23 protein-coding genes are annotated in these 23,933 nt (G+C 58.5%); 12 read left to right on the top strand and 11 right to left on the bottom strand.

What is annotated here, in order from left to right; translation table 11 throughout:
• Positions 1-116 precede the first annotated feature (116 nt).
• From bamJ to BK665_RS34340, 7 genes are all read left to right on the top strand, one after another.
• Positions 117-830, top strand: coding sequence for a BamJ family beta-barrel-assembly machinery protein (gene bamJ, locus BK665_RS23830; RefSeq protein WP_123409052.1), 714 nt, complete (start codon positions 117-119; stop codon positions 828-830).
• A 295-nt stretch (positions 831-1,125) separates the two neighbouring features.
• Positions 1,126-1,581: a YkvA family protein gene (locus tag BK665_RS23825; protein WP_123409051.1), complete on the top strand. Its 456-nt coding sequence runs from the start codon at positions 1,126-1,128 to the stop codon at positions 1,579-1,581.
• 113 nt (positions 1,582-1,694) lie between these two features.
• Positions 1,695-2,036, top strand: coding sequence for a helix-turn-helix domain-containing protein (locus tag BK665_RS23820; protein ID WP_123409241.1), 342 nt, complete (start codon positions 1,695-1,697; stop codon positions 2,034-2,036).
• A complete protein-coding gene (locus BK665_RS23815) occupies positions 2,033-2,404 on the top strand; it encodes a hypothetical protein (protein WP_003223109.1) in 372 nt (123 codons plus the stop codon). The genes BK665_RS23820 and BK665_RS23815 overlap by 4 nt, the downstream gene beginning before the upstream one ends.
• Complete coding sequence (locus tag BK665_RS23810) at positions 2,405-2,803, top strand: SEL1-like repeat protein (protein WP_123409050.1); 399 nt, start codon at positions 2,405-2,407, stop codon at positions 2,801-2,803.
• A 193-nt stretch (positions 2,804-2,996) separates the two neighbouring features.
• Positions 2,997-4,031, top strand: coding sequence for an alpha/beta hydrolase family protein (locus BK665_RS23805; RefSeq protein WP_123409049.1), 1,035 nt, complete (start codon positions 2,997-2,999; stop codon positions 4,029-4,031).
• Positions 4,028-4,309 (top strand): hypothetical protein, encoded by a 282-nt coding sequence (locus BK665_RS34340; RefSeq protein WP_148053254.1) that lies wholly within the window; start codon positions 4,028-4,030, stop codon positions 4,307-4,309. The genes BK665_RS23805 and BK665_RS34340 overlap by 4 nt, the downstream gene beginning before the upstream one ends.
• A 120-nt stretch (positions 4,310-4,429) precedes the next feature.
• On the opposite strand, the gene BK665_RS23795 is transcribed toward BK665_RS34340, so the two are convergent.
• Complete coding sequence (locus tag BK665_RS23795; RefSeq protein ID WP_123409047.1) at positions 4,430-4,924, bottom strand: cupin domain-containing protein; 495 nt, start codon at positions 4,922-4,924, stop codon at positions 4,430-4,432.
• Between the two features lie 812 nt (positions 4,925-5,736).
• Between BK665_RS23795 and BK665_RS23790 the strand changes: the two genes are divergently transcribed.
• The 3 genes from BK665_RS23790 to BK665_RS23780 all read left to right on the top strand — a co-directional run bounded on the left by BK665_RS23790 (position 5,737) and on the right by BK665_RS23780 (position 7,487).
• Positions 5,737-6,330, top strand: a complete 594-nt coding sequence (locus BK665_RS23790) for an Sbal_3080 family lipoprotein (protein ID WP_123409046.1) — start codon at positions 5,737-5,739, stop codon at positions 6,328-6,330.
• 59 nt (positions 6,331-6,389) lie between these two features.
• Entirely contained in the window at positions 6,390-6,590 is a 201-nt protein-coding gene (locus tag BK665_RS23785; RefSeq protein WP_123409045.1) for a hypothetical protein, read from the top strand.
• 570 nt (positions 6,591-7,160) lie between these two features.
• Positions 7,161-7,487 carry a hypothetical protein gene (locus tag BK665_RS23780; RefSeq protein WP_123409044.1) on the top strand — a complete coding sequence of 109 codons (327 nt, stop codon included), beginning with the start codon at positions 7,161-7,163 and terminating at the stop codon, positions 7,485-7,487.
• Between the two features lie 120 nt (positions 7,488-7,607).
• Here BK665_RS23780 and BK665_RS23775 read toward each other — a convergent pair whose 3' ends face one another.
• Complete coding sequence (locus tag BK665_RS23775) at positions 7,608-9,398, bottom strand: bifunctional diguanylate cyclase/phosphodiesterase (RefSeq protein ID WP_123409043.1); 1,791 nt, start codon at positions 9,396-9,398, stop codon at positions 7,608-7,610.
• Between the two features lie 120 nt (positions 9,399-9,518).
• The gene (locus BK665_RS23770) at positions 9,519-11,600 is read right to left on the bottom strand and encodes a carboxy terminal-processing peptidase (RefSeq protein WP_185076625.1); all 2,082 of its coding nucleotides are present in this window, start codon (positions 11,598-11,600) and stop codon (positions 9,519-9,521) included.
• Between the two features lie 140 nt (positions 11,601-11,740).
• Here BK665_RS23770 and BK665_RS23765 point away from each other — a divergent pair, with 140 nt between their 5' ends.
• Positions 11,741-12,703, top strand: coding sequence for a zinc-binding dehydrogenase (locus BK665_RS23765; RefSeq protein WP_123409041.1), 963 nt, complete (start codon positions 11,741-11,743; stop codon positions 12,701-12,703).
• A gap of 218 nt (positions 12,704-12,921) precedes the next feature.
• On the opposite strand, the gene BK665_RS23755 is transcribed toward BK665_RS23765, so the two are convergent.
• The 6 genes from BK665_RS23755 to BK665_RS23725 form a co-directional block, all read right to left on the bottom strand.
• On the bottom strand, positions 12,922-13,575 hold the full coding sequence (locus BK665_RS23755) for an HAD family hydrolase (protein WP_054049585.1): 654 nt from the start codon (positions 13,573-13,575) through the stop codon (positions 12,922-12,924).
• A 34-nt stretch (positions 13,576-13,609) separates the two neighbouring features.
• Positions 13,610-14,599, bottom strand: a complete 990-nt coding sequence (locus BK665_RS23750; RefSeq protein WP_123409040.1) for an ABC transporter ATP-binding protein — start codon at positions 14,597-14,599, stop codon at positions 13,610-13,612.
• Positions 14,596-15,396: an ABC transporter permease gene (locus BK665_RS23745; protein WP_123409039.1), complete on the bottom strand. Its 801-nt coding sequence runs from the start codon at positions 15,394-15,396 to the stop codon at positions 14,596-14,598. The genes BK665_RS23750 and BK665_RS23745 overlap by 4 nt, the downstream gene beginning before the upstream one ends.
• Positions 15,383-16,228 carry an ABC transporter permease gene (locus tag BK665_RS23740; RefSeq protein WP_123409038.1) on the bottom strand — a complete coding sequence of 282 codons (846 nt, stop codon included), beginning with the start codon at positions 16,226-16,228 and terminating at the stop codon, positions 15,383-15,385. The genes BK665_RS23745 and BK665_RS23740 overlap by 14 nt, the downstream gene beginning before the upstream one ends.
• Positions 16,225-17,031 (bottom strand): alkaline phosphatase family protein, encoded by an 807-nt coding sequence (locus tag BK665_RS23735; protein ID WP_123409037.1) that lies wholly within the window; start codon positions 17,029-17,031, stop codon positions 16,225-16,227. The genes BK665_RS23740 and BK665_RS23735 overlap by 4 nt, the downstream gene beginning before the upstream one ends.
• Positions 17,032-17,188: 157 nt before the next feature.
• Positions 17,189-18,256: an ABC transporter substrate-binding protein gene (locus tag BK665_RS23725; protein WP_123409036.1), complete on the bottom strand. Its 1,068-nt coding sequence runs from the start codon at positions 18,254-18,256 to the stop codon at positions 17,189-17,191.
• Positions 18,257-18,617: 361 nt separating this feature from the next.
• Between BK665_RS23725 and BK665_RS23720 the strand changes: the two genes are divergently transcribed.
• Positions 18,618-19,331, top strand: coding sequence for a UTRA domain-containing protein (locus BK665_RS23720; RefSeq protein ID WP_123409035.1), 714 nt, complete (start codon positions 18,618-18,620; stop codon positions 19,329-19,331).
• A 976-nt stretch (positions 19,332-20,307) separates the two neighbouring features.
• Here BK665_RS23720 and BK665_RS23710 read toward each other — a convergent pair.
• A complete protein-coding gene (locus tag BK665_RS23710) occupies positions 20,308-21,636 on the bottom strand; it encodes an amidohydrolase (protein WP_123409034.1) in 1,329 nt (442 codons plus the stop codon).
• A gap of 66 nt (positions 21,637-21,702) precedes the next feature.
• A complete protein-coding gene (locus BK665_RS23705) occupies positions 21,703-23,859 on the bottom strand; it encodes a mechanosensitive ion channel family protein (RefSeq protein ID WP_123409033.1) in 2,157 nt (718 codons plus the stop codon).
• Between the last annotated feature and the right edge of the window lie 74 nt (positions 23,860-23,933).

Below are 23,933 nucleotides of genomic sequence, written 5' to 3'. Positions count from 1 at the left end.
AGACCTGAACTTATCAGAAGTTTCCTGCTCTCATGCCGGTAGCCATTGGTCGTGGCCGCCTGATAAGCTCGCGGCTTTATTCGATTGCCCTTTAGGCGCATGAACAAGGAAATAGCATGAAACAGCATCGGTTGGCGGCGGCGGTGGCCCTGGTAAGCCTGGTACTTGCGGGTTGTGATTCGCAGACCAGCGTAGAGCTGAAAACCCCGGCGCAAAAAGCTTCCTACGGGATTGGCCTGAACATGGGCAAGAGCCTGGCTCAGGAAGGCATGGATGATCTCGATTCCAAGGCCGTAGCCCAAGGCATCGAAGATGCCGTCGGCAAGAAAGAACAAAAGCTGAAGGACGACGAACTGGTCGAGGCCTTCGCAGCACTGCAAAAGCGTGCAGAAGAACGCATGGCGAAGATGAGCGAAGAGTCGGCAGCCGCCGGCAAGAAATTCCTCGAAGACAACGCCAAGAAAGCCGGTGTAGTGACCACTGCATCCGGTCTGCAGTATGAAGTCGTGAAAAAAGCTGATGGTCCTCAACCTAAGCCTACCGACGTAGTGACTGTTCACTACACCGGCAAGCTGACCAACGGCACCACCTTTGACAGCTCGGTTGATCGCGGTAGCCCGATTGATCTGCCGGTCAGCGGTGTGATCCCTGGTTGGGTCGAAGGCCTGCAACTGATGCACGTCGGCGAGAAGTACAAGCTGTACATTCCTAGCGACCTGGCTTACGGCGCGCAAAGCCCAAGCCCGGCAATCCCGGCCAACTCGGTGCTGGTATTCGACCTGGAACTGCTGGCGATCAAAGATCCAGCGAAAGAAGACGCCGCCAAGTAAGCGTCGTCTGCTGCAAACACAACGCCTCGCATTATGCGGGGCGTTGTTGTATCCGGGGTTTGGGCGCTGGCAAACAAAGCGAACGGATGCTGTAGGCTGGAGTCAGAGGCATTGAGAGTGCCGGACTAGCCGCACCGAACCGCCAAGTCAATGAAATCTTGGGTTTTTTTATGTGAGTAAAAAACGCCCGATCTGAGTTGAGCCCTTATAAAACGGGGCTCTCAGCGGTGAAATGCAGCTCTGTTCACAAGGTTATCCACAATTTGTGTGGATAACATTTCAGTGGGAGGAAAAGATGAAAACACCCTGGAATTTTGCTCGCTTCCTGCCATTGGCCGGGCGCCTGCTGGCCCGAGGGCGTTTGCCGACCCTGTTGTTTGCCGTGGCCAGCAAAAGCGCCAGTGAGGGCGGGCGCCTGGGTAAGCTCAAGGATGATCTGCGCCTGTTGCAGGCCTTGTGCCTGGCTTACTGGCGCGGTGAGTACCGGGCCATCAGCCGCAAGTCGATCCTGGTCGTTGTCGCCGGCCTGATGTATTTCCTCAGTCCCCTCGACGCCATCCCGGATTTCATCCCGGTTTTCGGCATGCTCGACGACATCGCCGTGCTGGCCTGGGTCATGAAAACCCTCGACGACGAACTCAATGCCTTCCGCGCCTGGCGCAATCGGCAGTTGCCGGAAAAGCTTGCGGTAGTGGAACGATTGCCCGATACCCCGGAGCAACTTCAGCTTCAAGGCCCGAAAGATGACTGAGTGACGGCAGTTTCATCCAGAGATTGATGCCCCCGCGACCTTGGCCGCTGTTAGGATTACACTTCAAGGGAAAAGCTCCGACTCGCTAAGTGTCGTTGTCCTACGGGGAAGTCATGGATATTCAGATAATCACACGCGAAGGCGAGCCCGAATATGCGGTTGTGCCATGGGCTCAGTATCAGGCTCTTCTGAAAGCAGCAGGCATCGAGCAACAACCGACGCGGGTCGCCCCAGAGCGCCCGGCGGCCGCAGCAGACCAGATTCTTCCGGGTCTGGATCAACTCCGTAATTTGCGCGAAGGGAAGGGCATCGCCATCGAGGCGCTGGCCCGCACGGTAGGCATCAGCCCGTCTTATCTGGCCTTGATCGAAAGTGGCGAGCGTCAACCCGACGCTGCGATTCGCCGCAGCCTGGCCTGGGAATTGACGGTGCCAGGGTGGAGGGATGAATCGTGAGCGTACGCATCAGTCGTCAACATTGGGACGGGTTGTTGGGTGAACTGGACCAGGCGCGCCGCCAGCGCCATCTTCTGACATATCGAGCGCTGCTGGAGCGATTGCAATTGCCCACGCCGGCCATGCAAACCCTCACCGCCGCCCTCGAACACCTGGCCGCGCTGGACGCCAAGGCCGAGCAGCCATTGCGCAGTTCGCTGGTGATCAGCCAGGGCGCCAGTCGCCTGCCGCGCACCGGTTTCTTCGAATGCGTCGAGCGCCTGGGGCGGTTCTCCGGCCCCTCAGATGGCGTCGCCGCCGCTTCATGGCACGCCTCGGAAGTCGTCCGCGTCTTCGAATACGAATACCCCGAATCAGCCGAGGCCTGAGTGTTCTTACGACTCAAGGCGCGGGCCGCCTACTGGCTGGCCCGCAGGCTGTTTCACTGGTCATGGTTCGTGCGCCAGCCCCGAGGCTGGAAATGGCTCGAAGGCCAATTCGCGCGCATGGCCAACCTCGGCGACGTCGGCGCGCAAAGCTTCTATGGCCACATCCTGACCTTTCGTGGTGTTGGCCTGGGTGCGCGTGAGGAAGGCGTGCGATTGCTGCGTCTGGCGGCATTGGCGGGGGATGGCAAAGCGGCGTATCAGGTCGGCGTGATCTGTTTGGCAGGCACGCCGAGCAAAGCGCCGGACCCAGTGGAAGCGGCGCGGTTCTGGCGGATCGCGTTGAAGGCCGGGCATCCGTTGGCGGAGATCAAGTTGAAAGGCTTGCCGAGCGACAGCTAACAGATCGTTCCCACGCTCTGCGTGGGAATGCAGCCCGTGACGCTCCGCGTCACAACAGTGTCCGACTCGAAACCACCAGTACAATTGCAACGCAGAGCGTCCCTGGCAGCATTCCCACGCAGAGCATGGGAGCGATCATCTCAAACAGATTTCAGGTACAGATGGATCAATCTACTCAAGGAAGATAAAAACAATGAAAAAAGCTCTCGGCCTCTTGCTTCTAACCTGCCTTACCACCAGCGCATTCGCCAACGATAACCTCATCGGCTTCCAGTCCTCGACCCTGCCAGACCCGCAAAACGAGCGCCCACTGGAGATGGTCGTCTGGTATCCCAGCACAACCACCGCCACACCGCAGCTATTCGGCGACAACCCCGTATTCATCGGCGCCCTTGCCGTGCCCAACGCGCCACCGACCGCCGGCGAGCACCCATTGGTGGTGCTCTCCCACGGTAACGGCGGCAGTTGGATCAACCAGACATGGCTGGCCAGCGCACTGGCCCACAAGGGCTACATCGTCGCGGCGGTCAACCACCCCGGCACCACCAGCCGGGACCGCAGCCCACAAGCCGCCGCACAACTATGGCAACGACCCGCCGACCTGAGCCGAGCCATCGACGCGGTGACGGCCCAACCAGAAAAATTTGGCACAGTCGCCAAGCGCCAAATCGCAGCCGTGGGCCACTCACTCGGCGGCTGGACCGTCCTCGAAATCGCAGGCGCCCGCTTCGACCCCGATCGCTTCGCCAAGGACTGCAAAGTCCACCCTCAATTGGCCAGTTGCACCGCTTACCAACAGATGAACACCGCCAGCACCCCGGAATCCAAGGCCCGACTGGCCGCTGACTTGCGCGATAAACGCGTTACCGCCGTTGTTTCATTGGACTTGGGCTTGTCGCGTGGAATGACCGATCAAAGCCTTGCAAAGTTGCCGGTGCCGATATTGGTGATCGCAGCGGGTGTTCCGTCTGTGGATCTTCCGGCGCAGTTGGAGTCTGCTGATTTGGTCAAACGGTTGCCACAGGCGTCGAAGCGCTATGTGGAGATCAGTGATGCCAGCCACTTTAGTTTTATGGCGGTGTGTAAGCCTGGGGCGGTGGCGATGCTTGAGGAGGATGTGAAGGGTGATGGGATTATTTGTGGGGATGGGGTGGGTGGTAGGTCGCGGGAGGTTATTCAGGAACAGGTTACGTCGTTGATATCAGGGTTTCTGGCGCGGCCACTATGAACCAAAACCCTGTTGAAGCCTGCCCCCGATTTGGATCAATCCAGCACGTTAGACCCAAGGCAATCTTGATAGGAGCAACAAGTCCCAAGAAACGCTTTGGCGGAGAAGAAAAGTCGGGCTTTCGTCGCTTGGATCAACTTGCAGTTGATGAATGCGATCCTGCCGAATTGAAACCTGCGCTGTTGGAGCAGCTTGTCGATGGATTTTATTGTGATAGTTGCGGGGTAGGTTTTGTGGCTAGTGGACTTGTACGGGGTAGCGATCGATTGGCACAGTAAAGCCGGTGTCGCTGAGCGCGATAGATAAAATAGGGACAGGAAAATAAAACTGTCCCATTTGCTCGATTTGCTCTTTTGTACGTTCAAAAAGAAAGTCCAGCTCAATGCCAGTGAACTCTATTACTTCGACGAATTACGGGGGTCGTGATGACTATCAATATAGTCGAGTCCCAGCGGGCCTATTCCGTAAACTTGAGAGACATACTCCCCCGACTTGGCCCAATGGAAATGTGGAGTATTGGCCGGAAGTACGACTACGCTACCTGGACCATATGCAACCAGCTTGCTCGAATCAAAAATGGTCCCAAAGCCAATATAAAACACACCCGATATTACGGTGTATATACGATCTTCAGGGTGTGTATGAGGCATTAATTTAGTGCCGTTCGGGACTTTAACTCGCACAACGTAGGGTGCTGGTTTACTTGGGTCTCCGACCAGAACAGACAATTTCACTTCTTTTGGGAACGCTGGAAAGCTGCGCCATTCCACATCTTCATTGTGTAGGGCCCCGGTACTTCCCAGTGGTAGTGGTTGCGCCTGGACTAATGGCGCAGCGGCGCTTGCGGCAAAAAACGTAGTCAAGCAAGCAGCTTTGATAATGCTTTGAATCATGAGAGGCACCTTAGATACGCAATAACAGACCGGTATCGCCACCAGCATTACCGATCAATTTGACAAGCGAAATGTGGCGAGTCGCCGCTGGCAACAGATAGGGCGCACTATATTTGGGTGCAACGTCTTTGATAATGGCATTAGTATGCATTTCAGTTGATACATTATGTAATTAATACACTGAAGGGACGAATGTGCCACGTTCGCCTTTTATTGAGAGAAATTTCTGGGCAAGGTCCTAGGAAATTTCCTTCAAGTTGCGGCGACTTTGGTGAACTGGTGTGCGGTGCGTCCCATCGGTAGGCGTTAGTGGTCGCTGCATATTCAGCGGCAGGGCGTAGGAAACCTTCAAGACTTTTAAGGTGACATTGGCGCAGTTTCCATCACACTTTCAAGGTTTCGAAAATGACAAACTTCATCCCGATCCATCCTACGAAAGACCAATTACCCACCCCAAAAGCCGCTTCATGGCGCTTACCAGCAACTGCGACGATGTGATTGGGCGGCGGTTGCGGGCGATGCCGTCGGCGCAATAGTTTTACAGAGCTCGGGTGTTTGATCTGGCGTCTTCGCGGGCAAGCCTCGCTCCTACGGGGTTTTGTGTTGGTCGCAAAAATCACGCATGACGCAAAACCCCGCAAGAGCGAGGCCGGCCAGTTGATTTTCAGATCTATGGGGATGGGGTGGGTGGTAGGGCGCGGGAGGTTATTCAGGAACAGGTTACGTCGTTGATTGAAGAGTTTCTGGCAGTGCAGCCTGTATGGGCAAGGCCGTGATACCTTCCATGACTCATTAATGACACGGAGGTCGCCATGCGCAGTCTTTATATCCCTTTCATCCTGGCGGCAACTTTTTTGGCATCGGGTTGCAGCATCAAGCAAACCGTGACGCCTGCTGACCTGTCTTCCGAGATGACACCAGAGATCTGTCTGATCCCTGCCGAAGGACTGCGAGAGGGATTCAACACTACTTATGAGAACTTGCTCAAAAGTAAGGGATTCCATACGCGTCAAATCCCGCCCGGCAGCGCGCCGTCCACCTGTCCTCTTTCGACGACTTATATCGGTACTTGGTCCTGGGACTTGGCTATTTACATGAGCTATGCGGATATCCGCGTTTATCAGTACGGTCAGCAGGTTGGCCAAGCTGAGTACGACTCGCGTTGGGGCGGCGGTCGGGTAGTTGATAAATTCATTAATGCTGAGAAGAAAATCACAGAACTGACCGATCAGTTGTTTCCAAAAGGTGCAGCAGGTTTAAAGGGAGTTAAGGAGTCAAATTCCGGAACCGGTGCCGGACTCATGACAAAAGAAGCTTACAGGCAGCAACAGATTGAACAGCTTGAACATCAGGGCCTTTCCTATGACGAATACCAGAAGCGTTACAAGCGGATCATGGCTGACTAGCGCTGGACGGTGTTGGTTTTTCGCACGACAAGCTATTTAAAATCAAATAAGGAGTTTTTATGAATCGTATTTTCGGACTGATTTTGTGCGCATTAGTGCTGCCAATGAGCGGCTGCGTGCAAGGGACTTACACCAAGTCCGTTCAGGTCACCAAGGATGAGACTGGTCGCGTTGTGCAGACTATCGAAACTGAGAGCGTGACGCAGGTGGGTCAGGGCAATGCTATGCGGTTGGAAAGAATTAAAGGGGTTCAAAATTAAGTAGTCGGAAACCGCCTACTCATCTCAAGGCTTGCCTCCTACCGGTGGGGGCAAGTATTTGTCAATGCGCGCTGAGCGTATTCAAGCCGTTATCCAGGACGCGGGCCGCCCTCTATACATACTCATCCTTTGAGTATTCAACTCCTGTTTATTGCATTCCTACAGAAACTGCTTCGAATTAGCCGGCACGAATGTCAGCAATAGGTCGAAGCGGCCTCCCGTTGAGTGGAGAAATTTCTGGGCAAGGTCCTAGGAAATTTCCTTCAAGTCGCGGCGACTTTAGTGAACTGGTGCGCGGTGCGTTTCATCGATAGGCTTTGGTGGTCGCTGGGTATTCAGCGGCAGGGCGTAGGAACCCTTCAATATCTTTAGAGCTACATTGGCGTCGATACTTGATTGCGGCCGTTAACACGCGTCCGTAAGATCCGTTTCGGCGGCTTTGCGCGGGCACGCTTCGGTGTGGTCGAGAATTGCTCTAAAGGACTCGATATTCCTACCCCGCGCATAGCTGCCACCCACGCCTGTAGGAAGGCTGTTGGCAGCTCTCATTCCTTCCTTAAGAGCTTTCAAATGACAAAACTCCATCCCGATCCACCCTACGAAAAACCAACACCCCACCCCAAAAGCCGCTTCATGGCACTCACCAGCAACTGCGACGATATGCCGACGTTGTTCGTCGACACCCACGCGCCGCTGGATGTTTTGTATGACGCTGCCAATTACCGGATTCGTGCGGTGACCCAAGCGCTGGAGAATCTATCCATGCGCGATTCCATCGAGTGTGAGTCCTTCATCCTCAGCGACTTTGCGTTGCTGTGCGCCATTCCATTGCGCGATGGGTGTGATGTGCTGGATGTGATTGGGCGGCGGTTGCGGGCGATGCCGTCGGCGGAATAGTTTTACAGATCTCGGGTGTTTGATCTGGCGTCTTCGCGGGCAAGCCTCGCTCCTACAGGGTTTTGTGTTAGTCGCCGAACCCTGTAGGAGCGAGGCTTGCCCGCGAATGCGTCAGGTCAATCACCGCTGTCCCATCAGCAATTCATCCTCTCGCCCGGGCACCGCAAGGCTATCAATCACATGCACGCTATACCCCGGCACGTTCTTCGCGTGGTGTTTGGCTTGTGATGCCATCTCGGCCAGTTGGCTGGCATCCAACCCGGCACAGGCTTCGGGGTGCAGGTGCACCACGCCGATGGACAACGACAGCAGGGGAAATTCCTGCCGTACGCCTTGGCGGTTCGGTGCAATGAAGCAGCCAGCCTCCAGGTGTTCGGCGCGGTAGAAGCGGCGGCATTGGCTGTGGAAATCATCCAGCAACTGGTTCAAACGTTTGCGCCAGTCTTCCGGCCCGAGCACCAGCAGGAAATCATCACCGCCGATATGTCCTACGAAGTCGCGGGAAGGGTCGACGCGGTCGTTCAGGCATTGCGCCAAACACAGTAGGACTTCGTCCCCGCGGCCGTAGCCGTAGATGTCGTTGAAGGGTTTGAAGCTGTCGATGTCGACGTAGCAGATCACCGATTCCCGCGCTTGTTGCAGCAGGCGGGTCAGGCATTGTTGGATCGGCACGTTGCCGGGCAGCAGCGTGAGCGGGTTGGCATAGCGGGCTTGTTGGATTTTCAGTTCGGTGATCAGTTTGAGCACGTCGATGACCCGGCCGAGTCCGAGATAACCACCGTTGAGGGTGATGATGAAGTCTTCTTCGATGCGTTGGCGGGCGCGGCTGGTGATGAGGCGGCTGACTTGTTGCAGGGACTGGCTCATTTCCACGGCGAGGAAGTCGTCGTTCATCAGGCGGCTGATGGGTTTGCGGGCAAACAGGTCGGTGGCGAAGGGCTTGAGCAGTGCGTCCGAGAGCGAGTGGCGATGGACGATGCCGCAGGGTTGGCCTTGTTCGTCGAGCACCGCCAGGGAGTTGAGGTTGGCCTGGCGGCGGAAGGCTTCCAGTACGGTGGCGGTCGGGGTGTCGCGGCCCACGGCCGGTTGGTCGTTGAGCAGGGCGCTGAGGTCGCTGCTTTCGTCGTTGAACGCCACCGTCGTGCTTTCCTTTTTCGGCATCAGCGCCCGAGCGTCCCGGGGCGGATGCTCTTGCGGGCGGCAGAGCAAATAGCCTTGCACCAGGTCGACGCCCATGTCGGTCAGCACTGCGAGTTCTTCCGGCAGCTCGATGCCTTCGGCGATCACCTGCGCCCGGGAGGCCTTGGCGATTTGCAGGATCGAGCCGACAAATTCACGTTTGAGCGCGTCTTGGTGGATGCCATCGATAAAGTGCCGATCAATCTTCACGTAGTCCGGACGCAGCTCGGACCACAGCCGCAAACTCGAATAACCGGCGCCCAGGTCATCCAGCGCAATGGAAAACCCCATGGCCCGGTAGTGATGCAGGGCGTTTTGCAGCAACTGAAAATCATCGGTCGGGGTTTGTTCGGTGAGTTCGATCACCACCTGGCTCGGTGGAATCCCGAAGTCCTGCAGCAATTGCAAAGTGCGACCGGGTTGGTGCGAGGTTTCGAGCAGGGATTCCGGCGACACGTTGAGGAACAACTTGCCCGGCAGTTGCTGTTCATTGAATCGACGGCAGGCGCTTTCCCGGCAAGCGATTTCCAGTTCGCTGAGGCGCCCGGCCTGGCGGGCCACGGCGAACAGGGCGATGGGGGAGTGCAGCGGGCTGTTGGAAGGGCCGCGACTCAGGGCTTCGTAGCCGACGATTCGTCGTTCGGAGAGGGAAATGATCGGCTGGAACAGACTGTGCAAACCGCTTTGAGCCAGAATTGAACTCAAGGCACTCAGCTGTTCTGTCGTGGTCATGGCGATCTCTGGCGATAAAAAAAGGACTGGGAGCAGCTAGCTCCCAGTCCTTCATTTCACGACAGAATGATGACTGTTTGATGACGCTCCGGGGAGCGTCAGCATTAAATTGCCATCATGTTAGTGCTTGGCCACCTGGTTGCTCAATTTCAGGTAATCCAGCAGCACTCGCCCGGTCTCGCTGAGGTAGGCGTCGTCTTCCGGCTTGATCTTGTCCGGTTCGGCCGCGATAGCATCTTCGTCTTCTTTCTTCAGCTCTTTGAGCGGTTCTTCGCCCTTGGCCTTGCGACGGATGTTTTCCATGACCAGTTGCTTGGCTTCGATGTCGGCATGTTGCTTGCGACGATCCGCTTCGTTGAGGCTGACGGTTTTTTCTTCCATCAGCTTCTGGGCCAGGGCCAACTTGTCACGGATAAACACGAACTCGGCGTCTTTGGCCGAACGCGCGTCATGCTCGGATTTGAGCTCGGCGATGTAAGGCTTGAACGGGTCGGTCGCCGGTTTGATCGAGGCCTTGATGGTGTCCCACGGCATGGCTTCCGGCAGGGCGCTTTCGCCGATTTCCTTGGTGTCGATGATCGACGGGAAATCCACATCCGGCAGTACGCCCTGGTGCTGGGTGCTCTGGCCGGAGACCCGGTAGAACTTGGCCAGGGTCAGTTTCAGTTCGCCATGGTTCAGCGGCTGAATGGTTTGCACGGTGCCTTTGCCGAAGGTCTGGCCGCCGATGATCAAGGCGCGGTGGTAGTCCTGCATGGCGCCGGCGAAGATCTCCGAAGCCGAGGCTGACAAGCGGTTGACCAGCAACGCCATCGGGCCTTTGTAGAACGCACCCGGGTTTTCATCTTCCAGCACATCGACCCGGCCATCGGCGTTACGCACGAGTACGGTCGGACCTTTGTCGATGAACAGACTGGTCAGCTCGGTGGCTTCCTGCAAGGAACCGCCGCCGTTGTTGCGCAGGTCGATGACCACGCCGTCGACCTTGTCTTTCTGCAACTCGGTCAGCAGTTTCTTGACGTCGCGAGTGGTGCTCTTGTAGTCCGGATCGCCAGCGCGGAACGCTTTGAAGTCCAGGTAGAAGGCCGGGATCTCGATGACGCCGAGTTTGTAGTCCTTGCCGTCCTGTTTCAGGTTGAGGATCGACTTTTTAACGGCCTGATCTTCAAGCTTCACTGCTTCGCGGGTGATCGGCACGATTTTGCTGGTCTGGTCGTTGGGTGCATTGCTCGCCGGAATCACTTCCAGGCGCACCACGGTGCCTTTCGGGCCGCGGATCAGCTTGACCACTTCGTCCAGGCGCCAGCCGACCACGTCGACCATCTCTTTGTTGGCCTGGGCCACGCCGATGATCTTGTCGGCCGGGGCAACCATTTTGGTCTTGTCGGCCGGGCCAGCAGGCACCAGGCGTACGACTTTCACCTGGTCGTTATCGCTCTGCAACACGGCACCGATGCCCTCGAGGGACAGGCTCATGTTGATGTCGAAGTTTTCCGCGTTATCCGGCGACAGATAGTTGGTGTGCGGGTCGTAGGACATGGCGAAGGTGTTGATGTACGCCTGGAAGATGTCTTCCGGACGGGTCTGGTCCAGGCGCGCCAACTGGTTCTTGTAGCGCTTGGTCAGGGTTTCCTGGATCTGCTTGGAATCCTTGCCGGCGATCTTCTGGCGCAGCACTTCGTCCTTAACGCGTTTGCGCCACAGGTCGTCCAGTTCTGCGGTGGACTTGAGCCACGGAGCGTCCTTGCGATCGATCAGCAAGGTTTCCTTGGTGGTGAAGTCGATCTTGTCGACGCCTTTGTTCAGCTCTGCAAGGGCGAAGTCCAGACGCGCTTTGACGCGGTCCAGGTAGCGCTTGTAGATGGTGAACCCGGCGTTCAGGTCGCCGCTTTTGAGGAAGTCGTCAAACTGGGTTTTCCACTTGTCGAATTCGGCAATGTCGCTGGCCATGAAATAGCTGCGCGATGGGTCCAGCAGCTTGAGGTAGCTGTCGTAGATGATCACCGAGCGCGCATCATCGAGCGGCGGCTTGCTGTAGTGGTGGCGCTTGAGCAGCTCGACCACGTTCAGGCTGGCGATCACTTCGTCACGATCAGGCTGAAGGTTGTCCCAGCTATTGGCTGCAAACGAATTGCTCGACAACGGCAAGAGGCCGATACCAATAAATAGGGCTAGGGCAGTGCTGGGAAACAGTTGCTTCATGCTGATTCGACGCGGGGACAATTGATCACGCATATTAGGCCGTCTTTGAAGTCGCCGGTTCCACAAAGGGCCGGTCACATAATGCAAGAAAGCCCGGCGCTACAGCTACGGGCTCAGTCCAGACTCACTATGGAGGCACTGTGAAAGCATTGCAAGGCGTTGACGGTCAAGTGGAGTGGGTTGAAGAGCCGAGTCCTACATGCGATGTAGGACAAGTTCGCATCCGAGTGGCGGCAGCGGGCCTCAATCGCGCCGATTTGTTACAGAAGGCGGGCCTGTATCCGCCCCCGCCGGGAGCCAGTCAAGTGCTGGGTCTTGAGTGTTCCGGGGTCATCAGCGAGGTCGGCGCGGGCTCGTCCTGGCAGGTCGGGGATAGGGTTTGCGCCTTGCTGGCCGGGGGTGGGATGGCCGAAGAGGTGGTTGTCGACGGACGGCATGTGCTGCCGGTGCCGGAAGGTTTGTCGCTGGCCGAGGCAGCAGCGTTGCCCGAGGTGTACGCGACTGTTTGGTTAAATTTATTTCATCTGGCCGGCCTCAAACCCGGTGAGAAAGTTCTGCTGCACGCCGGGGCAAGTGGAATCGGTTCAGCCGCCATTCAGTTGTGCAAGGCGTTTGGCAACCCGTGCTGGGTCAGCGTCGGGTCCGCCGAGCGTTTGGCGTACTGCGAAGCCCTGGGCGCCCAGGGTGGGGTGGTGCGCACCGGGGATCTGGAAAGCTTGAATGACCTGGGGCCGTTCAATGTGATCCTGGATCCGGTGGGCGGCAATTACGCGGCGCTGAATCTCAAGTTGATGGCGCTGGATGGTCGCTGGGTGTTGATCGGTTTGATGGGCGGGCGTGAGGCGAAACTGGACCTGGCGCAGGTGTTGGGCAAACGCGTGCAGTTCCTCGGCTCGACGCTGCGCAGTCGCGATGATCAGTTCAAGGCGGATGTGTTCAGTGATTTGAGCCAGCATGTGTGGCCGTTGTTTGCCGAAGGGCGGTTGAAGCCGCAGTTGGCCAAGGCATTCCCGATCAAGGATGCGGAAGCCGCGTTTGCGGAGTTGGCGAGTAACACGGTGGCGGGGAAATTGGTGTTGGTGATCGACGAAACCCTGACCTGATTCCCTTTTCCCTGTGGGAGCGGGCTTGCTCGCGAAAGCGGTGTGTCAGTCAACAGATGTGTTGAATGTCAGTCTGCATTCGCGAGCAAGCCCGCTCCCACAGGTTCAGCACAATCCCTGTAGGAGCGAGGCTTGCCCGCGAATGAGACGACGCGGTGCATCTGTTAAACCGCGTCATCGTTCTTCGCGGGCAAGCCTCGCTCCTACGGGGGCGCGGGTTATTTCCAGAGGTGGATTGGCCAGCCAGCCTTCTGGGCATGTTCCAGCAACACCGGGTCCGGGTTCACCACGTGCGGGAAATCCACCTTCAGCAACAACGGCAAATCATTGCGTGAGTCCGAATAGAAACTCGCGCCTTCCAGGTTTTCCTCTTCGGCATCCAGCCATTCCAGCAACCGGGTGATCTTGCCTTCGCGGTAGGTCAGGGTGCCGACCGTGTGGCCGCTATAAACCCCATGCGCCACTTCCAGTTCAATCCCCAGAATCTCATCAATACCCAGGCGATCGGCAATCGGCCGCACAAGGTGCGTGCCCGACGCCGAGATCACCAGGATCCGGTCGCCGGCCTTGCGGTGGGCGGCGATGGTTTTGGTGGCGTCGCTGAAGATAATCGGCTCGATGAAATCTTCGACCCACGGGCCTACCAAGTGATCGACCTCTTCCGGGGTGCGGCCGATCATCGGTTCCAGGCTGAAGGTCATGTAGTCCTCCATCCGCAGCTTGCCGTGGCTGTAGGCGTCCATCAGTTCGTTGTTCTGCCGCATGAACGATTCGGGATCGACCCAGCCCAAGCGGCCCATCTGCTCGCTCCAGAGGGTGGCGCAGTCGCCGTGGATCAGGGTTTCGTCCAGATCAAAAATTGCCAGGGCCATCAGTGCAGTTCTCTCTTCAACATCAGCAAAGGCATCAGGCTACCTCACACAGGGCCGTCGGATCGATGGAAAGTGCCAGGCGCTGACCATCGGGATGCAGATCGGCCGCAGAGCGGTTGAGCACATCCACCACCAATTCCACGCCCCGGGCTTCGATCCGGTAGCGAATCACGTTACCCAGCAGGCTATGGCTGCGAATCTGCGCATCGAGTTCGCCGTTGAGGCTCAGTTCGATGGCTTCCGGGCGAATCGCGATGCGGTGGCTGATCGGCCGTTGCAGCAGCTTCGAGGCGGCGTCGGCGTCCAGCAGGTTGTAGTTGCCGATGAAACCGGCAGCGAACACATCCACTGGCGCGGTGTAGAGGGTTTCGGCATCGCCGCTTTGTACGATTTTTCCCTGATTCATCAGAAAAATGCGATCAGACATGGTCAGAGCTTCTTCCTGATCGTGTGTGACGAAAATCGTAGTCAAGCCGAGTTCGCGCTGGATCGCACGAATCTGTTCGCGCAAGTGCTTGCGAATCCGCGCGTCCAGGGCCGACAAGGGTTCATCCAGCAGCAGCAACCGTGGCCGGGTGACCAGCGAGCGGGCCAGGGCCACACGCTGGCATTGGCCACCGGACATTTGATGGGGATAGCGCGAGGCAAAGTCGTTCAACTCCACCAGTTTCAGCACTTCTGCGACGCGTTTGTGGCTGTCGTCGGCGTTGACCTTTTGCATGCGCAAACCGAACGCGACGTTCTGCTCCACGGTCATGTTCGGGAACAGGGCGTAGCTCTGGAACACCATGCCGATCCCGCGTTTCTGCGGGCTCAGCGGCACGATATCGACGCCATCAAGCAGGATCTTGCCGCCATCCACCGAAGTCAGCCCGGCGATGCAACGCAGCAGCGTGGACTTGCCGCAACCGGATGGGCCGAGGAGGGTGACGAACTCGCCCTTCTGGATCTCGCAGTTGATATCGCTGAACACCGTAGTGCCCGCGTAATTCTTTTGAAGGTGTTGGACGCTGACATAGCTCATTCGCTTTTGTCCTTGTTCAAGATATTGGCCGCCCAGGTCAGAACCAGCACAAAGAAGAAGTAGGAAATCACCAGCGCACTGGTGAAATGGCCGCTGCTGTTACGCATGTTGTTGAGGTAGACCTGCAGGGTTTCGTAGCGGGTGCCGACGAGGATGTTGGCGAACACGAACTCGCCGAACAGGAACGAGAACGACAGCAGCAACGCCACCATCAAGCCCTTGCGCAGGTTCGGCAGCACCACCAGGATCGCCGCTTGAAAGGTGCTGGCACCGAGCAGTTGCGCGGCGTCCATCAGGTCGCGCAGGTTGATCGCTTGCAGGTTGTTGGTGATCGCCCGGTACATGAACGGCAGCGCCACGGTGAAGTAGCAACCGATCAGGATCCACGGCGTTCCCACCATGGCAAACGGTCCGGAACCGTAGAGTTGCAGCAACCCCACCGACGACACCACCGGCGGCACCGCGAAGGGCAGCAGGATCAGGATGTTCATCAGCGCATCGAGCTTGGGGAAGTGGTAATGCACCACGAACAGCAGCGGCAGAATCAGCACCACCGACAGAATCAGCGCGCCGACGCACACCAGCAGCGACTGCCCGAAAGCATGCAGAAAGCGCGGATCGCTCCACAGTTGCACATACCATTTAAGGGTGAAGCCACTGGGCAGGATGGTCGCCGACCAACTGCTGGCAATCGAGTAGATCAGCGTGCCGGCCAGCGGCAGCAACAGAATGGCGAACAGCAGATACACCACGACCCGGTGGTAGACGCCCACAGGCCCTAAATCAGCGCGAGACATGGTAGCTCCTCTTCAACAGCAACTGATGCACGACGGTCACCAGGGTCATCAACGCCACCAGCACCACGGCCAGGGCACTGGCCAGGTTTGGATCGAGGGAAATGTCGCCGGACACCATCGCTGCGATGCGGATCGGCAGCACGTTGAAGTTGCCGGTGGTCAAGGCGTACACCGTGGCGTAGGCGCCGAGGGCGTTGGCCAGCAGGATCACGAAGGTGCCGAGCAACGCCGGGGTCAGCACCGGCAAGCCGATATGGCGCCAGTATTGCCAGCCATTGGCACCGAGCAGTTCGGCGGACTCGCGCCAGTCTTCGCGCAACGCATCGAAGGCCGGGTAGAGCAGCAGCACACCCAGGGGAATCTGGAAGTAGGTGTAGAGAATGATCAGCCCGGTTTTCGAGTACAGGTTGAAATCCTGAATGATCCCGGCCTGCTTCAACATGATCGTGAAACTGCCGTTGAAGCCCAGCAGAATGATGAACGCGAAGGCCAGGGGCACGCCGGCGAAGTTGCTGGTCATGTTGGCGAAGGCGTTGACGAAGTTGCGCAGTTTCGAGTCGACCCGACGCAGGGAGTAAGCGCCGAGCACCGCGATGATGATCCCGAATACGCTGGACCAGAAACTGATCTCAAGGCTGTACTGGATCGCCTGCAGGTAGAACTTCGAACTGAAGATCTTGGTGAAGTTTTCGATGCCCCAGCCGAACTCTTCCGATTGCAGGCTGTTGATCATCACCCACACCAGCGGGGCGATCTCGAACACGATAAAGAACAGTGCGAAGGGCACCAGGCATAACGCTGCCAGCCATTTGCCGCGGATGATGGAGTTCACTTGAGCAGCTCCCGGCACACAGGTTTGTCGTGGGCCACGCCGAGCAGTTCGCAGACGGTGCCGCAGATCTGCGTCTGCTTCGGTGCGGCGCCGGCGTTGAAGTTGAAGGCGTCGCCGAGGACGAACAGCGGCACTTCCCGTTCCTCTGGCAGCAGGCCGTTATGGGAGCGGTCGTTGTTCATGCCGTGGTCGGCGGTCACCAGCACCTGGTAACCGGCGTCGAGCCAGCCTTGCAGGTAATCGGCGAGGATGATGTCCGCCGAGCGCGCACTGTTGCGGTATTGCGGGGTGTCGAGGCCGTGCTTGTGCCCGGCGTCGTCGATGTTCATCGGGTGAATCAGCAGAAAGTTTGGCGCGTGGCGCAGGCGCAGGTGTTCCGCGTCGGCGAACAGGTGCGAATCGGGGTAGTGATCGCTCCAGTAGAAATGACCGTGCTGGATCGGCAGTTCCGGGTTGTCGGTGTGACGGTCCCGGGCGGCTACGAACGGCGAACGGTTGTACAGCTCGCTGACCCAGTGATAGGCCGCCGCCGCAGTGGTCAGGCCGGCGTCGCGGGCGTAGTGATAAATGCTGCGCTGGTTGGACAGGCGCGAGACGTTGTTGTGGACGATGCCGCTGTCGATCGGCGTAACGCCGGTCAGGATGCATTCATACAGCGGTCGGGACAGGGCCGGCAGTTCGCACTCCAGTTTGTAGAGCGCTGCGCGTCCTGCGCCGACGTAAGCCTGCAGGTGCCCCATGGCGTGGCGCGCAACCTCGTAATTGAGGCCGTCGAGCACGACAAGGATGACGTTGTGCTTCATAGGGGCGATGACTCCGCAAAACAGAAATTCGAAAAACGCTGGCTTCACTCGGTCCTGTGTGGGAGCGGGCTTGCTCGCGAAGGCGGTGTGTCAGTCAACACATGTGTTGAATGTAAAACCGTCTTCGCGGGCAAGCCTCGCTCCTACAGATGAAGCATCACTTCATTTCTACGATGACTTCTTCGTTCCACTTCTGCGGCAGGGCCTTGGAAGTCTTTTCCCATGCATCGGCATCTTTGATCGGCGTTACTTTTTTGTACTGCTCATTCGGCAGCAGCTTGGCCTGGACGTCGGCCGGCAGTTGCAGGTGCTCGGCGCGGATCGGGCGGGCATTGCCGCGTGCCAGGTTGATCTGGCCGGCGTCGCTGAAGATGTATTCGCGGGTCAGCTTGGCGGCGTTCGGATTTTTCGCGTATTTGTTGATGATGGTGGTGTAGCCGGAAATCACCGAGCCATCCGATGGAATCAGCACAACGTAGTCATCCGGGTTGGCCATCTTGGCTTTGTAGCTCAGGCCGTTGAAGTCCCAGACCACGCCGACTTCGATCTCGCCTTTTTCCATGGTGGCGATGGTCGGGTTGGCCATCGACAGGCGACCTTGCTTGGCGATGTCTGCGAACAGCAACAGCGCTGGTTGCAGGTTTTTCTCGTCACCGCCGTTGGCCAGTGCAGCGGCCAGTACGCCGTTGGCGGCTTGGGCGGCAGTGCTCACGTCACCGATGGAGACTTTGTATTTGCCGGTCTTGAGGTCAGCCCATTTGGTTGGGGCTTCGGAACCGTGCAGCAGCTTTTTGTTGACGATGAATGCGATGGTGCCGGTGTAGGCCAGAGCCCAGTTGCCGTCCTTATCCTTGGCCCAGTCCGGGACTTGTTCCCAAGTGCTTGGCTTGTACGGTTGCACCACGCCTTGCTTGACCGCGATCGGGCCGAAGGCGGCACCGACGTCGCCGATGTCGGCGCTGGCGTTGTCTTTTTCAGCGGCGAACTTGGCGATTTCCTGGGCCGAGCTCATGTCGGTGTCGATGTGCTTCAGGCCGTAGTTCTTGGCCAGGTCGTCCCAGGTGCCTTTCCAGTTGGCCCAGTCATCGGGCATGCCGACGCTGTTGACGGCGCCTTCCGCTTTCGCAGCGGCTTCCAGAGTTTTCAAATCCGTATCAGCAGCCATGGCGGCGGTGCACATGGCAATGGTCGAGCCTAACAGTGATGCCAGGAAAAGCTGTTTCATCCGAAGCTCCTTTGGGCGTTTTCAACGCTGCGATTGCGGTTGTGTTGGTCTAGGTCAGCAATACCTGAGCCAATTTAAGGGGACTGCATGACACTTTCATGTCGCTCGTCGCCCTGCGGGACTTTTATTTGCCCGCAATTGGTGGGTGCCCGGTAAGCGTAGACCATGGGTAAAGGCCCGCAGGGCAAGGGACTTGGCCGATGTATTGCAAGGTTTTGACAGCCGTTCGGCATGACCGTTGGGCGGCTGTCATCTCTCAGTCATCTGCACTGCCTAGGCTTGCAGAATGTTGAAACGAGCCGGTTTTGCCGTGCGGTTCTGCTCCGAAACAGTGCTGGTCTAGTCCAGATAGGTAACGTTGATGCGCGATGAGGCAACAAAGGCGGTGACAGCCATTGGCCAGGTGCTGCAAGAGCAGCTCGACCATGGCCTGTTGGCGGCGGGCAGCAAGCTGCCGGCCGAGCGCAAGCTCAGTGAGTTGTTCGGTACGACGCGGATTACCGTGCGCGAAGCGTTGTTGCAACTGGAAGCGCAGGGTCAGATTTATCGCGAAGAGCGCCGTGGCTGGTTTGTCTCGCCGCCGCGCCTGGCCTACAACCTGATGCAGCGCAGCCACTTTCACGCGATGGTCAGTGCCCAGGGACGGGTGCCCTCCACCGAAGTGATTTCAGCGCGCCTGCAACCGGCCTCGGCGGCGGTGTGTGCGTGGTTGCAGTTGCCGGCGTTGTCGAGTGTGATCCAGATTTGCCGTGCTCGGCGGATTGATGGGCGGTTGGTGTTGTATGTCGAGCACTACCTGAACCCGCAATATTTTCCGGGGATTCTGGAGTTTGATTTGAATCAGTCGATTACTGAGCTGTATGCGCGGCATTACGATTTGCACTATGGGCGGGTGCGGTTTGAGATTGTGCCGACGTCGTTGTCGGTGGATGCGGCGGCGGCGTTGCGGGTGTCGGTGGGGAGCCCGGGGTTGCGGATTGCCCGGGTTAATTATGATCAGCATGAGCGGTTGATCGATTGTGACCTGGAGTTTTGGCGGCACGATGCGATTCACGTTGGGGTTGATGTGGTTTGACCTTGGCGGCCTGCGGGCCGACCAGGTTTTGGGTGGTTGAGTACATATCCGTTGCTGTGGTTACGGCGGCTGGCGGTTTCGCCCTTACGGCGAGGCACTTTTTTCAAACGCCAAAAAAGTACCCAAAAAGGCTCGCCCCGGCGTCCGGCCCCTCGCTTAGGCTCGGCGTGCCTTCGTTCCGGTATTCATCTGGGGGCATCGCCTCCGGTCGGCTTCGCTTCGACCTCCTCTCGATGTGTTCGACTTCGTCGAACGGCGCTTCGCGCCTGCCCCCCAGATGAACACCTCCACTCAGCCTCCCGAAGGGGCGGGTAGAGCAAGATCAAGGGCAGGCGAGCTAACGCTCGGCCTAATGAGTGGTGAAGAGCGGATGGTGTACGCCGCTTTGCTTTTGCTTTTGCTTTTGTAGGAGCGAGGCTTGCCCGCGAAGGCGTCCTGACAGACGACCATTCTCTTCCGGATGTACTCGGTCCAATTGTGGGAGCTGGCTTGCCTGCGAAGTCGTCCTGACAGACGACCATTCTTTCCCGAATGTACCCGATCCAATTGTGGGAGCTGGCTTGCCTGCGAAGGCGTCCTGGCAGATGACCATTCTTTCCCGAATGTACCCGATCAAGTTGTGGGAGCTGGCTTGCCTGCAAAGGCGTCCTGACAGTCGACCAATCTCTTCCGGATGTACCCGCTCAAACTGTGGGAGCTGGCTTGCCTGCGAAGGCGTCCTGACAGTCGACTAATCTCTCCCGAATGTACCCGATCAAATTGTGGGAGCGAGCCTGCTCGCGAAGGCGTCCTGACAGTCGACCATTCTCTCCCGAATGTACCCGTTCAAATTGTGGGAGCTGGCTTGCCTGCGAAGGCGTCCTGACAGACGACCAATTTCTCCCGAATGTACCCGATCAAATTGTGGGAGCGAGCCTGCTCGCGAAGGCGGCCTGGCGGCCCGCCAGTCGCTCGCAGGCGTAATGGTTTCTAGCGCTCAAGGCTTGGCATTGGCATACAGATAATCAGTCGCCAACGAAGCCAGTGTCCGCACCCCAACCACCAACGCCGACTCATCCACAAAGAACCCCGGATTATGATTCGGCGCCGCTTTGCTCATGTCCTGGTCCCGTGGTGTCACGCCGAGAAACACGAACAACCCCGGCGTCTCCTTGGCATAAAACGAGAAGTCCTCCGCGCCGCCCACCAGCGGCCCTTGCACCACGTCATCTTTCGCGGCCCAGCGCAGGGTCGGCAGCATTTTTTCGGTCAATGCCGGGTTGTTAATCGTCGGGTCGTACTTCTCGATGATCGTCACTTCAGCCTTCGCGCCACCACTCTCGGCGATTTTTTCGACGGTCTGGCGTACGTCGGCATGCAGTTTCTGGCGGATGCCGTAGTCGTAGGAGCGGATGGTGCCGGTCATGTCTACGGACTCGGGAATGATGTTGTAGCGGGTGCCGCCGTTGATCGTGCCGATGCTGACCACCGACGGATAAGAGGAAATGTCGGTGCGGCGGCTGACCACGGTTTGCAGGCCGACGATGGTTTGCGCGCCGACGGTGATCGGGTCGATGCCATCCCAGGGGCGACCGGCATGGGTTTGTTTGCCGAGGATCTTGATGCGCAGGTCGTCGGAACTGGCCAGGGTCGGGCCGGGGCGGTAGGCGATCTGGCCGGCGGGGACGCCAGCCCACACGTGCAGGCCGAAGACGGCGTCCGGTTTCGGCGATTTCATCACGCCTTCCTCGATCATCATTTTCGCGCCCCAGGTGTTTTTGCCGTCGGGGATGAAGTCGCTCGGGCCTTCTTCGGCGGGCTGGAAATAGAACACCACGGTGCCGGGCAAGGTGTCGCGCATGCCGGTGAGGATTTTCGCCGTGCTGAGCAGGATGGCGGTGTGGGCGTCGTGGCCGCAGGCGTGCATCACGTCGACTTCTTTATCGAGGTAGGTGCCTTTGGCCTTTGAGGCAAAGGGCAGGTCCGAGACTTCCTTGACCGGCAGCGCATCCATGTCGGCGCGCAGGGCCACGGTCGGGCCGGGCAGGGCGCCTTTGAGAATGGCGACCACGCCAGTGCGGGCGACGCCGGTCTTGACCTCCAGGCCCATGGCCCGCAGTTGATTGGCCACCAGTTCCGCAGTGCGTTTTTCGGTGTTGCCCAGCTCCGGGTGCGCGTGGATATCGCGGCGGGTTTCCAGCAGTTCCGGCTCAAGCGCTTTGGACTGCGCGGCGATTTGTTCGCGGGCGCTATCCAGCGTTGCGGCGCTGGCGTGACCCGCCGCGAGGGTGAGCAAAAGCGTCTGGGCAATGCGTGTGAGCTGCATCGGGTTTCTCCATGGTTATTATTTTTCTGGCTGCCTTGCCTGTGACCCGAACCTCGCGCCTAAGTGCTATTCCTTCTGCGGCCCGCCACCGGCCGTGACCACTTGCACGCTCATGCGCGGCGTCGCCAGATCCAGTCCGGCCTCATCCAGATGTCGTTTAAGCGAAAGGTTGAATGCCCGTGAAACTTCCCACTGCTTGATCGGCGCAGTCTTGAACCGGGCGCGCAGGATCGCGTTGCCGGACTCAAAACTCTCGACCCCCTGGATCTCCAGCGGCGACCAGATGTTGCGGCGTTGCAGTGGATCGGTGCGCATTTTCTGGCCGACTTCGCGCATCAGTTTGATTGCTTCGTCGATGTCCATGTTGGAGGGCACCGCCACCCGGAAGATCGCGTAGCCGAATTCCCGGGAGTAGTTCTTGATGCTTTTGATTTCGCTGAACGGAATGGTGTGGACGATGCCGTCGATGTCCCGCAGGCGCACGGTGCGGATGGTCAGGCCTTCGACGGTGCCGAGGTGGCCGCCGACGTCCACGTAGTCGTCGATGGCCAGGGAGTCTTCGATGATGATGAACAGCCCGGTGATCAAATCCGCCACCAGGGACTGCGCGCCGAAACCGATGGCCAGGCCGATCACGCCGGCACCGGCCAGCAGTGGCGTGACGTTCATGCCCATGTTCGCCAGGGCGACGATCAGCGCGATGATGAAGATCGCCACGAACAGCACGTTGCGGATCAACGGCATCATCGTCTGCGCCCGGGCATTGGCCAGGCCTTTGCGCGAACGGGTGAGGGCGTGGTGCACGGCGGTGTCGCTGAGGATCCAGATCAGCCAGGCAAAGATCAGTGTGCCGGCGAGGCTGAACAATTTGACACTGACTTCATGGCCTTCGCCTTCGGTGAAGGCAATCAGCGACATGCCCCAGACTCGCAAGCCGAGCTCGATAAACACCAGCCACACAATCAGGTGGGCGAGGGTGTAGCAAAAGCTTTTCAGGCGCTCGGAATACAACGCATGGCGCTTCACGCCCCGTTGCGGTTTCAGCGAGTGCCGCCGCACCAGGCCATTGATGACCATGCACAACACCAGCAACACCGTGCAGATCAGCGACTGGCGCAACGCGGTGCTGGTGTCGCCCGCCGAAATGAAGGTGGCGAACAGCGAAATGCACACCAGCACCAGCGCCGGCACGTACCAGAAGGTGCCGAGGATATCGATGGTATCGCTGAGGGCGCGGCGGGTCAGGCGTCGGGACAACGGCTGGTTGCGGATCAAATGCGCGATCGGCCGGCGGAAGCGCAGGATAAATAACCCGGTGGATAATGCGGCCAGGACATTGGCGACTGTTGCGGCGGTATGGGCGAGATGGCTGCCGAGGCTGGCCACCAGGCGCGGGTCGCTCAGGGCTTCACCGAACGCGGCGAAACTGCCGATCAGCCACAACGGCCGGAATGCCTGATGACGCAGGATGTACAAGGCGCGATGGCGATGCGGCCCGTCGAGCACGGAGAAGGCAATCACACAGATCGCCGAGAAGCAGGTGCCGACCACCAGCGCATAGGCCAGCACCATCGCCAGGCTTTTGCCCAGGGACGAGGGCAGCGCGTAGGTCATGTAGACCGTCATCACCAGGGCAATCAGCCATGGCCCGAGCTTGCGCAGGGCGAAGCGCAGCATGTCGAGGGCCTTGGGATGTTGCGGCAGTTCTTCGGTCAGGCCGAAGCGCATACGCACCCGATGGCTGACCCAGATCAGCGCGGCAGCCAGCAGGCTCCAGACCATCAGGATCATGGCGAAGGCAAAGATGATCGGCAGCCATTCATTGGCCGGCAGCATCAGGGCCGAGAGTTCTTCCTTGGCCAGATCGAATTCATTGGACCAGCGGGTGAGGGGGCTGTCGGCGCCGGTGAACTGCTTTTCGAAACTGGCCAGGGTGCCGCCGATCAAGCCCAGTACACCTTGCTCGGCGGTGGGTTGGGCTTTTTTGGTGACGTCGCGCAGCTTCTTCAGGTCCGCCAGCAATTTACTGCGTTGCTGGTCGTTTTCCAGGGACTTGATGACTTCATCGAGGGATTGCCCCAGGGGTTCCTGGGCTTCGGGCTGAGCCTTCGCCGAATTGTTCAGCAGCCCCGGCAGGCTGACCGCCTGGGCAGGCGCCATCGGCAGCAGCGTCATGAGGCAGACAAGGAACAAACAGGGCAGGGCGAAAAGACGAGCGAACACTAGGCGGTCAACCTCGGGAAGAGCGGATCGGCCGAGTGTACGAGCCCGTCAAAATCAATGCGAGCGGGGCGCAT

The organism is Pseudomonas frederiksbergensis (assembly GCF_003732665.1).
In the GTDB taxonomy this organism is placed as follows: Bacteria; Pseudomonadota; Gammaproteobacteria; order Pseudomonadales; family Pseudomonadaceae; genus Aquipseudomonas; species Aquipseudomonas frederiksbergensis_G.
This window is presented reverse-complemented; position numbering and strand designations above follow the sequence as displayed.